Origin of the sequence: Haloferax sp. KTX1 (assembly GCF_902410085.1) — an archaeon.
Classification (GTDB): domain Archaea; phylum Halobacteriota; class Halobacteria; order Halobacteriales; family Haloferacaceae; genus Haloferax; species Haloferax massiliensis.
Map to the genome: position 1 here is coordinate 107,308 of NZ_CABPRH010000011.1, position 14,612 is coordinate 121,919.

The window sequence follows — 14,612 nt, forward strand, 5'->3', positions numbered from 1 at the left end:
CGCCATCAACCCCCAAGATACTCGTCTCGCGGGCGACCACGACCGCACGTATGCCCTCCCCGTCCCCGCGCCGCTACTCGTTCCCCAGCGACGAGGGTCGCGCCCTTCTCCCGACCGGGTTCGCCGCCGGCGTCGCCGCGTTCGTCGTCGGCACGCTCGCGGTCGCCGGCTGGCTCGCCTTCGCCACCGACGGCTCGTTTTCGACGCTCGACGCCGCGACCGAGATGACCGCCGGAAAACCCGTGCCGGCCCCGTTTGTCCCCGTCTGGACGTTCGGCGGCGCGATGGGTCTGCCCGTTCGACTCGTCGAGACGACCGGCCCCGGCCGCGCGGTCGTCCTCCGCAACCTCGTCGATGGACTCGACGGCCCCGCCGACCCGTGGTACTGGCTGGGCGCGCTGCCGCCCGCCTGCCTCTTTCTCGTCGGCGTCGTCACGGCGCGCCTCACGGCGTGGTCCCGACGCCCCGCCGAGGGGTTCGCCACCGGGTCGTCCGTCGCCTTCGGCTTCGCCGCCGCAGTCGCCGTCGCCGCGCTCGTCGCCCGCGTCGGCCTCGGCGACGTGCCCCCGAACGCGGACGGAGTCGTCCGCGTCGGTTCGACCGGCTTTCACCCGACCGACCTCGACGGCGACTCGGTCGGCCTCCCGCTTTGGGGGGCGTTCTCCGGGCTGGTGTACGGCCTCGTCTTCGGCGGCCTCGGCGGGGCGGCGGCGTCGCTTCGCCCGTTCCGGTAGCCGGCGTCGCTCCCCAGAAGATATTCACCGCTTTGCTCACACAGAGCCTCTATGTCCCGGCGACTCGTCGTCTCGGTCGTCGCGCTCCTCGTCGCGCTCTCGCTCGTCGGCGCGCCGGTGACGATGGCCGACTGGTCGGAGCAGGTGTCGTTCTCCGCGTCGGAAATCGACGCGTCCCAGGTCCGAGACGAGACACCCGTGCTCCGGTACGACGAACTCGACGCCGACGCACAGGACGCGGTTCGGCGGGCCATCGAGTCGCCCGACGGCTCCCACGTCGTCTACGGCGACGAGGACTGGCCGGACCGTTTTTTCTACAGTGACTACACGGCCCCGGGTCAGGGGTTGTACGCCGTCGTCTACGAGGGCGACCACTACCGGCTCTACACCTTCGCCGCCGGCGGCTTCCCGGTGATTTACTGGGTGTACGAACTCCCGTTCGTCGCCTACGGCCTCGCGCTCGGGCGCGTCGGGACGCGGGCGTACCGCGGGGAGGGTTCGGTTCGGCTCGCCGCGGGAGCCGCGGTCGTCGGTGCCGCGTTCCATCTCGTTGGACCGGTCTTCGACTTCCCGCTCGTCTCGCCGATGGTGTTCACCGGGCTCGGTGTCGTCGCCGCCGCGGCGCTCGTCGGCGGACTCGTCGCTACTGCGGTTCGCAATCGGTCGAAAAAAGCGTGATTCGTGCGGGTGTGGACCGCGGCCGGGCCGTTCGGACGGCCCAGCTGGCGGCTCAGTCGTCGGCGGGCGCGGGCGAGTCGCCGCGGGAGACGCCCGTGCCGGGTCCGACGTCGATTTCGAGTTCGGCGAGACGCTCGTCGGGGACGACGCCGTCGACCCACTGGCGGCGAGCGTAGTACTCCTCTTTCATCTCGTCGAGTTCGCACAGCTGGCCCTCGGACGCGCCCTGTCCGGGCATCGCCTCGTCGCCCTCGACGAAGCGTCCCGGCAGCGAGTCGTCGGCGCCGTCGAAGCCGGCGAGGTTGTTGTAGTACCGCTCTAACGTGTAGATGCGGTCGCCGGTTTCGAGCAGTTCCTCTTCGGTCACGTCGCGGCCGGTCATGCCGTTGTACTGCAGGACGTACTCCTCGATGCCCTCCGCGAACGCGTTGAACTTGCAGATGTCGAACGAGTCCGAGATGGCGTGCATGTCCTGGAACAGCGCCACGAGTTCGCCCTTCCCGCGCCACTCGTGGGGGTCGTGTTTCTCCGGGATGCCGAGAATCTCGGCGGACGGCGTGTAGCCGCGGAGGTGACACGCGCCGCGGTTCGAGGTGGCGTAGCCGATGCCCATCCCCTTCATGCAGCGCGGGTCGTACGCCGCGATGGTCTGGCCCTTGACGGCCAGCGAGTTGTCGTGGGCGTCGAAGCGCTCGGCGAGGCCGTTTGCGCCCTCCGCGAGGGCGTCGGCGAGGTCGCCGTCGCGGTTGGCGACCTCGGTGATGAGGTCGATCATGCGCTCGGTGTCGCCCCAGTCGAGCTGTTCGCTCAGGTCGTCGAGCTTGCCCTGTTCGGACATCTCCATGGCCATCGCCATTATGTTCCCCATCTCGATGGTGTCGACGCCCATGTCGTTACAGCGGTCGATCATGACGGCGATCTCGTCGCGCTCGGTGTGTCCGGAGTTCGGGCCCAGCGCGTAGGCGGACTCGTACTCGTAGGACTCGCCGCGGACGTTCAGCTCCTCGCCTTTGTGCATCACCGACACCTCGACTTCCTTCTTACAGGCGACGGGACAGGAGTGACACGTCGGCTCGTCGACGAGGATGTTCTCGCGGACGTTCTCGCCGGAGACGCGCTCGGAGTCGATGTCGACGCCCTCGGCGTCTCGCATCGCCGCGGTCGAGGTGTACTTCCCGTTTTTCGTCGGGAGGCCGTCGAGTTCCTCGCCCGCGTTCATCAGCACGTTCGTCCCGTACAGCGACAGGCCGCCCTCGTTGGGCGCGGTGACCTCGGACTCGCGGATGAGCTGCATCGCCTGCTGGTAGCCCTGCTTGAACGTGTCGGCGTCGGCGGGCTTCGGCATCCGCGTGCCGGACTTCACGACGACCGCCTTGAGGTTCTTCGAGCCCATGACCGCGCCCGTGCCGCCGCGGCCGGACGCGCGGTCGTCCTCGTTGATGATACAGCCGTATCTGACCTCGTTTTCGCCGCCGGGGCCGATGGCCATTATCGAGAGGTTCTTGCCGAGGCTGCCGTCGACCTCGCCTTCGAGCGTCTCGATGGTCTCGTGGACGCCCTTGCCCCAGAGGTCGCCGGCGTCGTGGAGCGTCAGTTCGCCGTCTTCGATGACCGCGTAGACCGGGTGGTCGGCCTTGCCTTCGAACAGCAGGCCGTCGAAGCCGGACCACTTGAGGCGCGCGCCGCTCCAGCCGCCGTGGTGCGAGTCGGTGACGGTCCCCGTGAGCGGGGATTTCGTCACGACCGCGATTCGGCCGCTCATCACGGTCTGCGTGCCGGTGAGCGGGCCGGTCATGAACGCGAGGAGGTTGTCCGGTCCCAGCGGGTCCACGTCCGGTCCCTGGTCGAAGACGTACTTCACGCCGAGGCCGCGGGCCCCGATGTACTTCTTTGCGTCCTCGTCGTCGATTCCCTCGTACGCGATGTCGCCTGACGACAGGTCCACCCGAGCGACCCTGTCGTGATAACCACCGAGTTCAGTCATTGTAATCCTCGTTAGTTATATACGGTCGCTGTCGGGTTAGTGATTCCCACCTCCGAGTAACCGATAGTGGTTACGCCGGCGCGAACCGACGCCGGACCGTCACGGGATTGCGGCAATCCGTGCGACTCATCCCGGTTGCGGGCCGGCCGCCCGCAGCGCGACGGTTCCGGTGGCGTCGACGACGACGCTCGCGGGGCCCCGCGGCGGGCACGACCACCACGTACCCGAGGCCGTCGCGCCGGTTTCGAGGCTCGCCGAGACGGCGTGGCCCCCGGAGGTCGTCACGGGGACGAGTTCGCGGACCTCGCCGGGGTCGAGCGCGAGCACGCGGTCGAACGACTCGCCGCCGCCCGCGGCGTCGACCCGGAGCGAGAGCCGGTGGGGTTCGCCGTCGCGGTTGGCGACCGTGAGCGTCGTGTTCGCGGGACCGCAGCCGGTCGCCCCGCTCGACACGTCGACGTACTTCGTCGGCTGGTCGGGCACCGGCCACGCCGCCTCGACGCGCCGGTCGTCGGTCTCGACTTCGACGCGGTAGCTCCCGCTTCGGTACGTCACCGGCACCGACAGCCGCGCTCCCGTGGGGACGCGGTACGCGCGGTCGACCAGCGCCGTGTCACCGAGGTCGATGCGGAGCCGCGCGGTCGTCTCTGGACCGGGGTTTTCGACGACGACGCCCGCGGGCGCGTACCACCGTGCTGAGCCGTCGCCGACGAGCGGGAGGTCGATTCTCGGCCCGTCGTCGGGGGGCGACGCCGCGAGCGAACACGCCCCCCGCGCGTCGCACGAGACGGTCCGCCAGAACGCCGCGTCGTCTCGGCCGAGCACGACCTCCAGCCCCTCGAACGCCGCGTCGACGGTCCACGTCGAGCGCGCCCGCAGGCCGGAGTCCGTCTCGACGAGCACCGCCGTCTCTCCGGTCGGCACCGCCACCGACAGCGCGGCGCGCTCGCCGGGCAACAGGTCGCGGTTCTCGAAGAACGCGTCGCGGTCGCCGCGGACGCCGACGACGGTCGTGAACACGGGGTCCGGCGTCGGGTTCCAGAGCGTCAGCGACCGCTCTACGCGCGCTTCGGTCGTCGGCGTCGCGGTCGGCGCGTCGGTCCCCTCCTCTGGCGTCGGCGTCTCCGTCTCTCCGTCCGGCGTCCCGCACCCGGCGAGTCCGGCGACGCCGCCCGCGAGAAGCGAGAGGAGCGTGCGGCGCTCCATACCTCACCTACGGGCGCGACGCATATGAACGCCTGTCGCCGCGGCCGCCGAACCCGTCGCGGCTCCGGCCTCCAAAACAGCTATTTCGTCGGCGGTCAGTCGTTCTCACGACTAGATGGGACTCGACAGCTACCTCGACGCGATTGACGCCGCGAGCCGGTCGCTTTCCGTGGTCAATCGCTCGGCACCCGACCCCGTCCAGCGAATGCTCGAAACCACGTTCTCCGACCAGCCGGTCGACGTCGACGAGCTGTCCGACGACGACCGCGGCGACGACGTGGTCGTGCTCACCGAGCGGACGGCCGACGAGCGGGAGGTGGTCGCCACCTCGCCGCTGTCGGAGGTGATGGACGCCGTCCTCCTCGTGAACTCCGACCTCTACAAGACGGGCCAGACGAAACTCGACGAGTTCGAGCTCCCGTCGGTGCTCACGCGACTCGACGACGTGCCGTTTTCCCTCCGGGGCTATCCCGAGTCGGACAAGGAGAAACTCCTTCTCGTGGCGATTTCGCGGTACATCGAGCGACACGCGTGGCGCGCCGGGCGAGGGAGGCTGCGGTCGTCGTTCCAACGGCTCTCCCGAATCGAAGACGAACGCGGGACGCGAGCGGTCTACCAGAAAGTCGCGTCGACCGACGTGCAGACCCACGTCTACGGGATTCCGGACTGGTCCCCGCCGTCGGACTCCGGCCTCCTGACCCACGGCGGCTACACGGACGATTTCTACGACTCGTGGTTCGTCGTCTACACGCCGCCGGACGACGGCCCGACCGAGTCGTCCGGGGCGGGCGGTGCGACCGACGGGCGGCGACCGGGCGATGGGAGCGTCGACGGCGCGGCTCCGGGTCAGCCCGTCGCCCTCCTCGCGCTGGAGACCGAACCGAGGCGGTGGGAGGGCTACTGGACGTTCCGGCCGTCGCTCGTCGCCGACATCGACCGCTACATCTCGCGGAACATGTGAGCGGCGGGACAGGCCGGCGACCGCCGCCGGCCGCACCCAGACGAAGCCGCTTTACGCACCCGTCCGATACGGGTATCCAATGAGTAAGCCGAGCCCCGAGGTCTACGAGCGGGGACGCGGGATGGACGCGCACAACAAGGTGATGCGCGACATCCGTTCGCGGAAGCAGAAGACCTACGACCCCCACGAGCCGACCCGGGTGTGGTTAGACGAGGACAACACGCCCGACGGCGTCTACGACTCGCTGACGATTATCCTCAACACCGGCGGCTGTCGGTGGGCGCGCGCCGGCGGCTGTACCATGTGCGGCTACGTCGCGGAGTCCGTCGAGGGCGGCACCGTCGCCCACGAGGCGCTGATGGACCAGATTCAGGTCTGTCTCGACCACGAGGCCGAGGAGATGGACGACGGCGAGAAAGCCGGTCTCATCAAGATTTACACCTCCGGCTCGTTCCTCGACGAGCGCGAGGTGCCCGCCGAGACCCGCGACGCCATCGCCGAGACGTTCGCCGACCGCGACCGCATGGTCGTCGAGTCGCTCCCGGACTTCGTCACGCGCGAGAAGCTGGCGGACTTCACCGACCGCGGCCTCGAAACCGACGTGGCAATCGGCCTCGAAACCGCCACCGACCGCGTTCGCCACGACTGCGTGAACAAGTACTTCGACTTCGCGGACTTCGAGGACGCCTGCGAGGAGGCCGCCGCGGCCGGCGGCGGCGTCAAGGCGTACCTCCTGATGAAGCCGCCGTTCCTCTCGGAGCCCGAGGCGCTCGACGACATGAAGTCCTCCATCCGCCGGTGTGCGGCGGTCGACAACTGCCACACCGTCTCGATGAACCCGACGAACGTCCAGCGCTACACGATGGTCGACGAGCTGTTCTTCAACGGCGGCTATCGCCCGCCGTGGCTCTGGTCGGTCGCCGACGCGCTCCGCGAGACGGCCGACGTGGACGCCATCGTCGTCTCCGACCCCGTCGGCGGCGGGCAGGAACGCGGCGCGCACAACTGCGGCGACTGCGACGAACTCGTGTTCAAGGCGGTCAAGGACTTCAACCTCCGACAGGACCCGAGCGTCTTCGACCAGGTGTCCTGCGACTGCGAGGCGACGTGGGAGTTCGTCCTCGACAACGAGACGAGCTACAACATGCCGCTCGTCAAGTGAGCGCCGCGCGCTGAGCCCCCCGAATCGCATCTCCCCGCGCGGCCCGACGCCCGCCGCGAACGGAGCCGTCCCGTCCCGTCCCGTCCCGTCCCGAACCGGTGACTGTTCGTCCAGTATCTCCCCGAATTTCCTCCGATTCGGCCGCGTTAGGGTGTGACGTCTCAGAGTAACTGACCCCTAACCGTCGAATAGGATATTCGTATCAAAGAGGGTGTGAGTCGTTGTCATATTCGGTGGTTCGGACGTGTCCATCCGAACCGCCCGCCATCATGACGAAACACACGTACAAGACCGTCTACTACGCGGATGGGTGGTTCGAGATACGCGAAGAGGAGAACACCGAGGCGTGGATCGCCACGGACGCTCCCTGCGCTCTCGCCCCATAGCACGCGGCATGCGGGCCGGAAACCTCGACACTCCAACATCGCTCATCGTGTACGCCGCTTCACTCGCCAACCGGCCCCGTGCCGCCCGCCACCGCGGCGGACGGTCTTTTTTATACCCCTATCCCTCGAAGCCCGCCAGCACGCCCCGACCGTCGGTGTTGCCGAGTTGCGGGAGCGACGCCCGCTCGGGGTGCGGCATCAGCACCGCGACGGACTCGCTGTCGCCGAGGACGCCCGCGACGTTCCCGAGCGAGCCGTTGGGGTTCGCCTCGTCGGTGACGTCGCCGTCCTCGTCGCAGTAGCGGAACAGAATCCGGTCGTCGGCTTCGAGTTCCTCGTAGCGCTCGGCGTCGAGTTCGAAGCGACCCTCGCCGTGGGCGATGGGGAGTTCGATGACCTCGCCTTCCTCGTACGCCGCGGTCCAGCGCGTGTCGGCGTTCTCGACGCGGAGGTAGACGCGTTCGCACTGGAAGCGGGCGCTCGCGTTCGTCGTGAACGCGCCGGGGGTGAGCCCGGACTCGCAGCCGATCTGTGCGCCGTTGCAGACGCCGAGGACGGGGACGCCGTCGTCGGCCGCCTCGCGGACCGACCCCATGATGGGCGAGCGGGCGGCCATCGCGCCGCCGCGCAGGTAGTCGCCGTACGAGAAGCCGCCGGGGAGCACGATTCCCGTCGTCGCCTCGGGCAGGGGGTCTTCGTGCCAGACGCGCTCGGCGTCGAACCCGAGGTCCGACAGCGCGCGCACGGCGTCGCGGTCGCAGTTCGAGCCGCCGAACTGCACGACTGCGATCATCTCAGGCCTCGGCGACCGCGACCTCGTAGTCGTGGATGGTCGGGTTCGCCAGCAAGCGTTCTGCCATCTCGTCGGCGCGGGCCTCGGCCTCGTCGGCGTCGGCCGCGTCGAGGTCCACCTCGTAGCGTTCGGTGAAGCGTAGCGCGTCGAGCTCGAACCCGAGTCGTTCCAGCGCGCGCTTCGTCGTCTCCGCCTCCGGGTCGAGCACGCCGCGCTTGAGGCGCACCGTCACCGTCGCGGTGTAAGTGGTCATCAGGTGGCGATGCGCGGTCATGTGCAAAAACGGTTTTGGGTCGTGTTTGATATACACAGATGTGCGTATCAGTTCGAATCGGCAGTTACGGCGGTGACGACCGCGTTACGTCGCGGCCGTCGAGGTCCGCGCCGTTCGTGAGCGCGAGCGCTCCGTCCGGGATTCGAACGCGAGGTCGCGCGAAGCGAGTCGGACGCGTTCGACGCCCTTTCGGTAGTTCACGGTCGTTCCGGAGGAATCCGCTTGCGGAGAACGACAGCGGTTTACCGTTCGCCGACGCAGGACGGGTATGTTCAGCTTCGAACAGCTGGAGGTGACGGTATGACTCGCGAACTCACCGAAATCACGGTCATCGGAGGAGACAAGACCGGACTCATCGCGAACGTGACCACCCTGCTGTTCGAGCGCGGAATCAACGTCGAGGACTTAGACCAGGCGGTCCGCGAGGGAATCTTCCGGATGACCCTCCACGCCGACACCGCGGAGATGACCTGCTCCCGCGACGAGCTTCGGGCGGCGCTGTCCGACCTCGGCGACGACCTCGGCGTCGACGTGCAGGTCCGGTTCCCCTCGGACCGCGAGACCCGCGAAATCGCCGTCCTCGTTACGAAGGAGTCCCACTGCCTCGAAGCGCTGTTCGAGGCGTGGGCCAACGACGACCTCGGCGCTGATATCTCGGTCGTCATCGGCAACCACGACACGCTCGAACCGCTGGCGAGCCACTACGACGTCCCCTTCCACGACATCGGCGACCAGAAGGGCACCGCCAACGAACAGCGCCTGCTCGACCTCCTCGAACAGTACGACGTGGACCTCATCGTCCTCGCGCGCTACATGCGCATCCTCGGCCCGAACGTCGTCTTCCGCTACGAGGACCGCATCATCAACATCCACCCGTCGCTGCTCCCGGCGTTCCCCGGCGCGGCCGCCTACCGGCAGGCGAAAGAGGAGGGCGTCCGCATCGCCGGCGTCACCGCCCACTACGTGACGACCGACCTCGACCAGGGGCCCATCATCGCCCAGCGCGCCTTCGACGTGCCGGACGACGCCACCATCGAGGAGATAAAGGAACGCGGTCAGCCGCTGGAGGCCGACGCGCTCCTCGAAGCCGTGAAGCTTCACCTCAACAACGACGTCTCAGTCCACCGCGGGCGCACCAGCCTCCGCGAGAGCGCCGACCCCGAGCGCTACCAACTCGGCCTCACCCGCGAGGCGCAGGCGTCGAACCCCGACCGCCCGGTCGACGGCATCATCGACGCCCTCGGCGAGCGCGAGGCGCTCGCGCCCGACCCGTCCGAGGACTGAGGCGACGCTGAGTGGGGCGACCACCAGCAGACCTATTTTGCCGCCGCCACGACTCGGAGCCGTGCCCGTCTCCCTCCGCCATCGCGTCGCCCTCGGCTGTTACGCGCTGTGGCTCGTGGCGACCGTCCTCCTCGCCGCACACGAACTCGGTTTCATCCCGCTCCTTCCCGGCGTCGAACCGGGCGTCGTGACCGGCGCGACGGTGTTTTTCGCGCTCGGCGTCGTCCAACTCCTCCGCCGAGGCTGGCGATTCCTCGTCGGGGAGAACGACGCGTCGTGAGAAGGGGACAGACGAAAACCGGCGTTGCTCGCTCGGCGACCGACTACAGGTCGCGGACGCGAGCCACGGCGTCCTCGATGGCCGGCGCGTCGAACCAGTCGTGGTCGACGTAGGCGTTGGTGCCGGCGCAGTAGAGGTCCGACAGCGCCTCGACGATGTCGGCGGGCAGGTGGTCGGGTTCGACCGCGCAGTGCTCGCGCCAGTTCGGCTCGCCCGTCTCGATGGCCTCGGCCTTCGCGTCTTTTACGGCCGCGACCCACTCGGGCTGGACGCGCTTGTAGTACTGGCGGACGACCTCCTTCGAGACCTGCTGGCCGCCGTAGGAAAACCGGTTTTCGTCGAACGTGCCGACCACGTCGCCGACCTTGACGGTGCCGTCGTGGTAGAGACACTCGATTTTGCCGTCCTCGTGGTCGAAGCCGGCCGTCTCGGCGCGCTCGGTCAGCACGTGGTTCACGGCGAGCGCGAGCTCTTCGAGGCGGTCGAGGTCGACCTTCCCGGCGATGTCGTCGGCCTCCTCCCGGGAGAGATAGCGGTCCTGTTCCTCGTACTTCGTGGAGAACTCCACGACCGGTTCGGGGAGGGAGACGGCCTCGTCGGGCCACTCGTCGGCGTCGAGGCCGTACTCCGAGGGCTCGCCGCGCCGCCGGAGGCTCGACCCCACGGGGACGGTGTTGCGGAAGACGATTTCCAGCGGGATGAGGTAGTTGTCGCCGGCGGCCTCGTGGTAGGCGTCGTAGTCGTACGCGCCGTCGACGTGGGGGAGGTCGGGCACCTGCGTGAGTTCGATGGCCATCTCCGTCGGCGGCGACTCGCACTCGCCGAGCTCTTTGACCTCGCCGTCCTCGACGACCCCGAGGTAGTGGGTCGGGACGTGGTTCACGTCGAGCAGTTCGAAGTTGTACGCGCCCATGAGACAGAGGCTCGCGCCCTTGTTCGGGACGTGGTCGGGCATCTCGCCCCAGTCGAACACCGAGTAGCGGTCCGAGAAGACGAAGCGGCCCCGCCCGAGGTCGGTCGCCGTCGGCTCCTCCTCGACGCGGAAGTCCTTCACGCTGGTCATGGTCGTCCTCTGGACTCATCCCACTAAGAAGCTTCCACTTCCGTGCGTATCTCGGTCGCAGGAGACTCTATTATATGCACGAACGCGCTCACCGAGCGAATCGCATCGCTTTTTCGCGGCTGGCCCGTCCGTCGGGCTATGGACGCTGCCCTCGAATCAGACGCCGCGTGGGTCGCCCGCCGACTCCGCGAGGCCGACACGGCCGTCGCCTTCACCGGCGCGGGGATGAGCACGGCCTCGGGCATCCCCGACTTCCGCGGCGACGACGGCATCTGGGAGACCGAGTTCGACCCGGCGTCGTTCCACCGCGACCGCTTCGTCGACGACCCCGCCGGCTTCTGGCGCGACCGCGTCCGCTTACAGGAGCGCATGTTCCCCGACGGCGTCGAACCGAATCCCGGCCACGAGGCGCTTTCGGCCCTCGAATCGCGGGGCGTCCTCGACGCGGTCGTGACGCAGAACACCGACGGTCTCCACCGCGAGGCCGGGTCGGACCGCGTCGTCGAACTCCACGGCAACGCCGCGGAGGTCGTCTGCGAGGACTGCGGCGCGCGAACCGACGCCGAACCCGCGTTCGAGACGGTCCGCGCCGGCGACGCGCCGCCTCGGTGCGGCGACTGCGGCGGCCTGCTCAAGCCCGGCGTCGTCCTGTTCGGCGAGCACCTCCCGCGGGTCGCCTACAGCGAGGCGAACCGCCTCGCCGGCGACGCCGACGTGTTCCTGTCGCTCGGGTCGTCGCTGACGGTCCACCCGGCGGCGGGCCTCGCCGGCCGCGCCGCCGAGGGCGGCTCGCTCGTCGTCGTCAACTTCGACGCGACGCAGTACGACGACCGCGCCGACCGCCTCGTCCGCGGGGACCTCGCAGCGTTCCTCCCCGAGGTCGAAAAACGAATCTGACCGCGACCGCGTGACTTCGTGACCGCGCGACCGCGCGACCGCGCGACCGCCCCGTCAGGAGTAGAACGGTTCGTCGTCGCGGTGGTTGTCGACGTTCTCCGTCTCGGCCGCCTCCTCCTCTCGCACCTCGTCTTCGGCGTCCGGTTCCTCCCCCTCGTCCGGACGCTCGGCGTCGACTTCCTCGGACTCCTCGGGCGACGACGCGCCGGCGTCGCCGCCGCCGTCGACCGTGACGCCGTGGCCGTCGTCGTCTTCGACGCTCGGTTCGCGGTCCGTCACGTCCGCTTCGGTGTCGTCGGACATCGGGCCCCTAGCTCACGTCGCCCGCGGCAAATAGGTGGTGGCCGAGTGCACGAGCGCCCGGTTACACTCACCAATCAATTGATGTTCTCTCCCGGGCATGTCGGTGCATGACTCGGTTTCCCTCGCCGGGTGCGCCGGCGGGGACGGCACCGTCCGTTCTCTTCGTCGCTCCCGACCGAACCCGGGCGGACGCCGTCGCGGCCGCGCTCGCCCGCCACGACGTGCCCGTCACCGTCGAATTCGACCTCGGAACCGCGCTCGGCCGCGTCGACGACCGGACGGTCGACTGCCTCCTGATTCCCGGCCGGTTCGGCCGACACACCGCCGTCGACCTCGTCGCGCTGGTCCGCGACCGCCATCCCGAACTCCCCGTCGTCCTCCTCGGCCCCGGTCGGTCGGACGACGACGGCGCGGCGACCGCCTCGCCCGCCGGCCCGCTCGTCGCCGACCCCGCCGTCCACCGCTTCTCCGACGACATCGAATCCATCTCGTACGACCGCCTCGCCGACCGCGTCCGGGCGTCGGTCGCCCGCTACCGAAGCTCGCAGGCCCAGCGCACCGAACGCGACATCGTCTCCCGGCTCGAACGCCGGATTCAGCGCACCGAGCGCAAGATAACGTCGCTCCACGGCGTCGCCATGCGGCTCGCGTCGACCGCCGACGCCGACGACATCTACGCGGAGACCGTCGAGGCCGCAGAGCGCATCCTGAACCTCGACATCTGTTTCGCCTTCGAGGCCGAGGCCGAGCGGTTCGTCCCGAAGGCGCAGTCGTCGACGCCGACCGACCGCGAACTCCGACCGGTCCCGAAAGATTCGGGCGCGATGGGCGAGACGTTCCGCACCGGCGAGTCCCACCGCGCGGTCGACATGGAACTCCACGCGTTCGGCCGCCCCGAGTTCGGCGACTACCGCTCCGGCCTGAGCGTCGCCATCGGTTCCTTCGGCGTGTTTCAGGCGGTCTCCGAACAGACCGGCGCGTTCGACGAAATCGACCTCGAACTCGCGGAACTGCTCGTCGCCCACACGAACGCGGCGCTCCAGCGGCTCAGCTTCGAGCGCCGGCTCCGTATCGAACGCGACCAGTACGCCGCCCTGTTCGAGAACAGCGCCGACTGCATCATCGACTCGGAGTTCGTCGACGGCGAGTCCGTCATCCGCGCGGTCAACCCGGCGTTCGAGGCGACGTTCGGCTACGACGAATCCGAGGTCGTCGGCCGCGCCATCGACGACGTGGTCGCGCCGGACGACCGCCTCGACGAGGCCGCGAAGCTCACCGAGATGGTCCGCGCCGGCGACTTCGTCCAGACCGAGGTGCGCAGGCGGACCGCCGACGGCGAGCGGGACTTCCTCCTCCGGTCGGTCCCGGTCGGCGAGAACACCATCTACGCGGTGTACACGGACATCACGGCGCGGCGGGACGTCGAACGAGAGGTCGAGGCCCAGAACCGCCGGCTCGACGAGTTCACGAGCGTCGTCTCCCACGACCTCCGCAACCCGCTTTCGGTCGCCACGGGCCACCTCGACATCGCCCGCGAGGAAGTCGACAACGACCACCTCGCGGCGGTGGCGCGGGCGCACGACCGGATGAACGCGCTGACGGAGGAACTGCTCGTCCTCGCGCGGCAGGGCACCGACGTGTTCGCCACGACGCCGGTGTCCCTCGCGGAGACCGCGGAGCGATGTTGGGAACACGTCGAGACCGGGGACGCGGCGCTCGTCGTGGCGTCCGACCGGACCGTCGTCGCCGACGCGGGTCGGCTCCACCAGCTGTTCGAGAACCTGATGCGGAACTCCGTGGAACACGGTTCGACCGGCAGTCGGGATGCTCCCGACGACGACGACCGCCTCACCGTCACCGTCGGCGCGCTCGACGACGGCTTCTACGTCGAAGACGACGGCGCGGGCGTCCCGCCCGAACTCCGCTCGCGAATCTTCGACAGCGGCTTTTCGACCGGCACCGCCGGCATCGGCTTCGGACTGACAATCGTCTCGAACGTCGCCGACGCCCACGGCTGGACGATATCGGTGGGAGAAAGCGACGCGGGCGGCGCTCGCTTCGAGTTCACCGGCGTCGAATCCGAGTCCTGACCGCCGAATCGGGGCGGAGCGGACTCAGGCGAACTCCTCGTGGAGGTACGCGCCGAGGTAGCCGCCGAGCGCGCCGAGGCCGACGGTGTAGACGAGCAGCGCGACGAGGACGAACAGCGCGACGATGACGATGCCGAGGATGCCGAGGCCGAATCCCAACTCGAACGGGGTGACGCCGATGGCGAAGACGCCGAAGAAACCGAGGACGACGACGCCGAGGACGACGCCGACGAGGCTCACGAACAGCCCCGAGACCGCGCCGGACTTCACGCCGAGTTCGCGGTCGCTCCCGGTGAGATAGCCGGCGACCGCGCCGCCCAGAACGGTCGACCCCGGAAGCGGCGAGAGGACGACGCTGGCGACCGCGCCGACGAGCGCCGAAAACAGCAGGCTCTCTCCGTCGTCGCCGAGGGAGGGTTCGGTCGTCGAAGTCGGGGAGCGTTCCATGCCCGACACAACACGGCGGGAGGGCCTAACGCTTTCTCCGCCGCGGCGTCCCGGGGTCGGAGTTCCGGTA

15 protein-coding genes are annotated in these 14,612 nt (G+C 69.1%); 8 read left to right on the forward strand and 7 right to left on the reverse strand.

What is annotated here, in order from left to right:
- Positions 1-50 precede the first annotated feature (50 nt).
- Together FY251_RS16395 and FY251_RS16400 are read left to right on the forward strand one after the other, a co-directional pair.
- Positions 51-734 (forward strand): hypothetical protein, encoded by a 684-nt coding sequence (locus FY251_RS16395; protein ID WP_148416144.1) that lies wholly within the window; start codon positions 51-53, stop codon positions 732-734.
- A 51-nt stretch (positions 735-785) separates the two neighbouring features.
- The gene (locus FY251_RS16400; RefSeq protein WP_148416145.1) at positions 786-1,412 is read left to right on the forward strand and encodes a hypothetical protein; all 627 of its coding nucleotides are present in this window, start codon (positions 786-788) and stop codon (positions 1,410-1,412) included.
- A gap of 52 nt (positions 1,413-1,464) precedes the next feature.
- On the opposite strand, the gene FY251_RS16405 is transcribed toward FY251_RS16400, so the two are convergent.
- Both FY251_RS16405 and FY251_RS16410 read right to left on the reverse strand, forming a co-directional pair.
- Positions 1,465-3,396 (reverse strand): aldehyde ferredoxin oxidoreductase family protein, encoded by a 1,932-nt coding sequence (locus FY251_RS16405; protein WP_148416146.1) that lies wholly within the window; start codon positions 3,394-3,396, stop codon positions 1,465-1,467.
- 126 nt (positions 3,397-3,522) lie between these two features.
- Positions 3,523-4,602, reverse strand: coding sequence for a hypothetical protein (locus FY251_RS16410; protein ID WP_148416147.1), 1,080 nt, complete (start codon positions 4,600-4,602; stop codon positions 3,523-3,525).
- Between the two features lie 115 nt (positions 4,603-4,717).
- Here FY251_RS16410 and FY251_RS16415 point away from each other — a divergent pair, with 115 nt between their 5' ends.
- Together FY251_RS16415 and FY251_RS16420 are read left to right on the forward strand one after the other, a co-directional pair.
- Positions 4,718-5,563: a DICT sensory domain-containing protein gene (locus FY251_RS16415; RefSeq protein ID WP_148416148.1), complete on the forward strand. Its 846-nt coding sequence runs from the start codon at positions 4,718-4,720 to the stop codon at positions 5,561-5,563.
- Positions 5,564-5,642: 79 nt separating this feature from the next.
- Positions 5,643-6,725 (forward strand): archaeosine biosynthesis radical SAM protein RaSEA, encoded by a 1,083-nt coding sequence (locus FY251_RS16420; protein ID WP_148416149.1) that lies wholly within the window; start codon positions 5,643-5,645, stop codon positions 6,723-6,725.
- Between the two features lie 504 nt (positions 6,726-7,229).
- Here the strand turns inward: FY251_RS16420 and purQ are convergent.
- Both purQ and purS read right to left on the reverse strand, forming a co-directional pair.
- The gene (gene purQ / locus FY251_RS16425) at positions 7,230-7,904 is read right to left on the reverse strand and encodes a phosphoribosylformylglycinamidine synthase I (RefSeq protein WP_148416150.1); all 675 of its coding nucleotides are present in this window, start codon (positions 7,902-7,904) and stop codon (positions 7,230-7,232) included.
- Position 7,905: 1 nt separating this feature from the next.
- Complete coding sequence (gene purS / locus FY251_RS16430) at positions 7,906-8,157, reverse strand: phosphoribosylformylglycinamidine synthase subunit PurS (RefSeq protein ID WP_004969187.1); 252 nt, start codon at positions 8,155-8,157, stop codon at positions 7,906-7,908.
- 321 nt (positions 8,158-8,478) lie between these two features.
- On the opposite strand from purS, the gene FY251_RS16435 reads away from it, so the two are divergent.
- Complete coding sequence (locus tag FY251_RS16435) at positions 8,479-9,462, forward strand: formyltetrahydrofolate deformylase (RefSeq protein WP_148416151.1); 984 nt, start codon at positions 8,479-8,481, stop codon at positions 9,460-9,462.
- Between the two features lie 61 nt (positions 9,463-9,523).
- Positions 9,524-9,742, forward strand: coding sequence for a DUF4175 domain-containing protein (locus FY251_RS16440; RefSeq protein ID WP_148416152.1), 219 nt, complete (start codon positions 9,524-9,526; stop codon positions 9,740-9,742).
- A 43-nt stretch (positions 9,743-9,785) separates the two neighbouring features.
- Here FY251_RS16440 and FY251_RS16445 read toward each other — a convergent pair whose 3' ends face one another.
- The gene (locus tag FY251_RS16445; RefSeq protein WP_148416153.1) at positions 9,786-10,805 is read right to left on the reverse strand and encodes a phosphoribosylaminoimidazolesuccinocarboxamide synthase; all 1,020 of its coding nucleotides are present in this window, start codon (positions 10,803-10,805) and stop codon (positions 9,786-9,788) included.
- A gap of 138 nt (positions 10,806-10,943) precedes the next feature.
- On the opposite strand from FY251_RS16445, the gene FY251_RS16450 reads away from it, so the two are divergent.
- On the forward strand, positions 10,944-11,702 hold the full coding sequence (locus FY251_RS16450; protein WP_148416154.1) for a Sir2 family NAD-dependent protein deacetylase: 759 nt from the start codon (positions 10,944-10,946) through the stop codon (positions 11,700-11,702).
- 54 nt (positions 11,703-11,756) lie between these two features.
- Here FY251_RS16450 and FY251_RS16455 read toward each other — a convergent pair whose 3' ends face one another.
- Complete coding sequence (locus FY251_RS16455) at positions 11,757-12,005, reverse strand: hypothetical protein (protein ID WP_148416155.1); 249 nt, start codon at positions 12,003-12,005, stop codon at positions 11,757-11,759.
- A 107-nt stretch (positions 12,006-12,112) separates the two neighbouring features.
- Between FY251_RS16455 and FY251_RS16460 the strand changes: the two genes are divergently transcribed.
- Positions 12,113-14,095 (forward strand): ATP-binding protein, encoded by a 1,983-nt coding sequence (locus tag FY251_RS16460; RefSeq protein ID WP_148416156.1) that lies wholly within the window; start codon positions 12,113-12,115, stop codon positions 14,093-14,095.
- A 24-nt stretch (positions 14,096-14,119) separates the two neighbouring features.
- Here FY251_RS16460 and FY251_RS16465 read toward each other — a convergent pair whose 3' ends face one another.
- A complete protein-coding gene (locus FY251_RS16465; protein ID WP_148416157.1) occupies positions 14,120-14,542 on the reverse strand; it encodes a DUF5518 domain-containing protein in 423 nt (140 codons plus the stop codon).
- Positions 14,543-14,612 lie beyond the last annotated feature (70 nt).

What these genes read in the sequence shown, in the direction of transcription:
- FY251_RS16395 (WP_148416144.1), top strand. Translation starts at nt 51, where the DNA reads ATGCCCTCCCCGTCCCCGCGCCGCTACTCGTTCCCCAGCGACGAGGGT.
- FY251_RS16400 (WP_148416145.1), top strand. Translation starts at nt 786, where the DNA reads ATGTCCCGGCGACTCGTCGTCTCGGTCGTCGCGCTCCTCGTCGCGCTC.
- FY251_RS16405 (WP_148416146.1), bottom strand. Translation starts at nt 3,396, where the DNA reads ATGACTGAACTCGGTGGTTATCACGACAGGGTCGCTCGGGTGGACCTG.
- FY251_RS16410 (WP_148416147.1), bottom strand. Translation starts at nt 4,602, where the DNA reads ATGGAGCGCCGCACGCTCCTCTCGCTTCTCGCGGGCGGCGTCGCCGGA.
- FY251_RS16415 (WP_148416148.1), top strand. Translation starts at nt 4,718, where the DNA reads ATGGGACTCGACAGCTACCTCGACGCGATTGACGCCGCGAGCCGGTCG.
- FY251_RS16420 (WP_148416149.1), top strand. Translation starts at nt 5,643, where the DNA reads ATGAGTAAGCCGAGCCCCGAGGTCTACGAGCGGGGACGCGGGATGGAC.
- purQ (WP_148416150.1), bottom strand. Translation starts at nt 7,904, where the DNA reads ATGATCGCAGTCGTGCAGTTCGGCGGCTCGAACTGCGACCGCGACGCC.
- purS (WP_004969187.1), bottom strand. Translation starts at nt 8,157, where the DNA reads ATGACCACTTACACCGCGACGGTGACGGTGCGCCTCAAGCGCGGCGTG.
- FY251_RS16435 (WP_148416151.1), top strand. Translation starts at nt 8,479, where the DNA reads ATGACTCGCGAACTCACCGAAATCACGGTCATCGGAGGAGACAAGACC.
- FY251_RS16445 (WP_148416153.1), bottom strand. Translation starts at nt 10,805, where the DNA reads ATGACCAGCGTGAAGGACTTCCGCGTCGAGGAGGAGCCGACGGCGACC.
- FY251_RS16450 (WP_148416154.1), top strand. Translation starts at nt 10,944, where the DNA reads ATGGACGCTGCCCTCGAATCAGACGCCGCGTGGGTCGCCCGCCGACTC.
- FY251_RS16455 (WP_148416155.1), bottom strand. Translation starts at nt 12,005, where the DNA reads ATGTCCGACGACACCGAAGCGGACGTGACGGACCGCGAACCGAGCGTC.
- FY251_RS16460 (WP_148416156.1), top strand. Translation starts at nt 12,113, where the DNA reads ATGACTCGGTTTCCCTCGCCGGGTGCGCCGGCGGGGACGGCACCGTCC.
- FY251_RS16465 (WP_148416157.1), bottom strand. Translation starts at nt 14,542, where the DNA reads ATGGAACGCTCCCCGACTTCGACGACCGAACCCTCCCTCGGCGACGAC.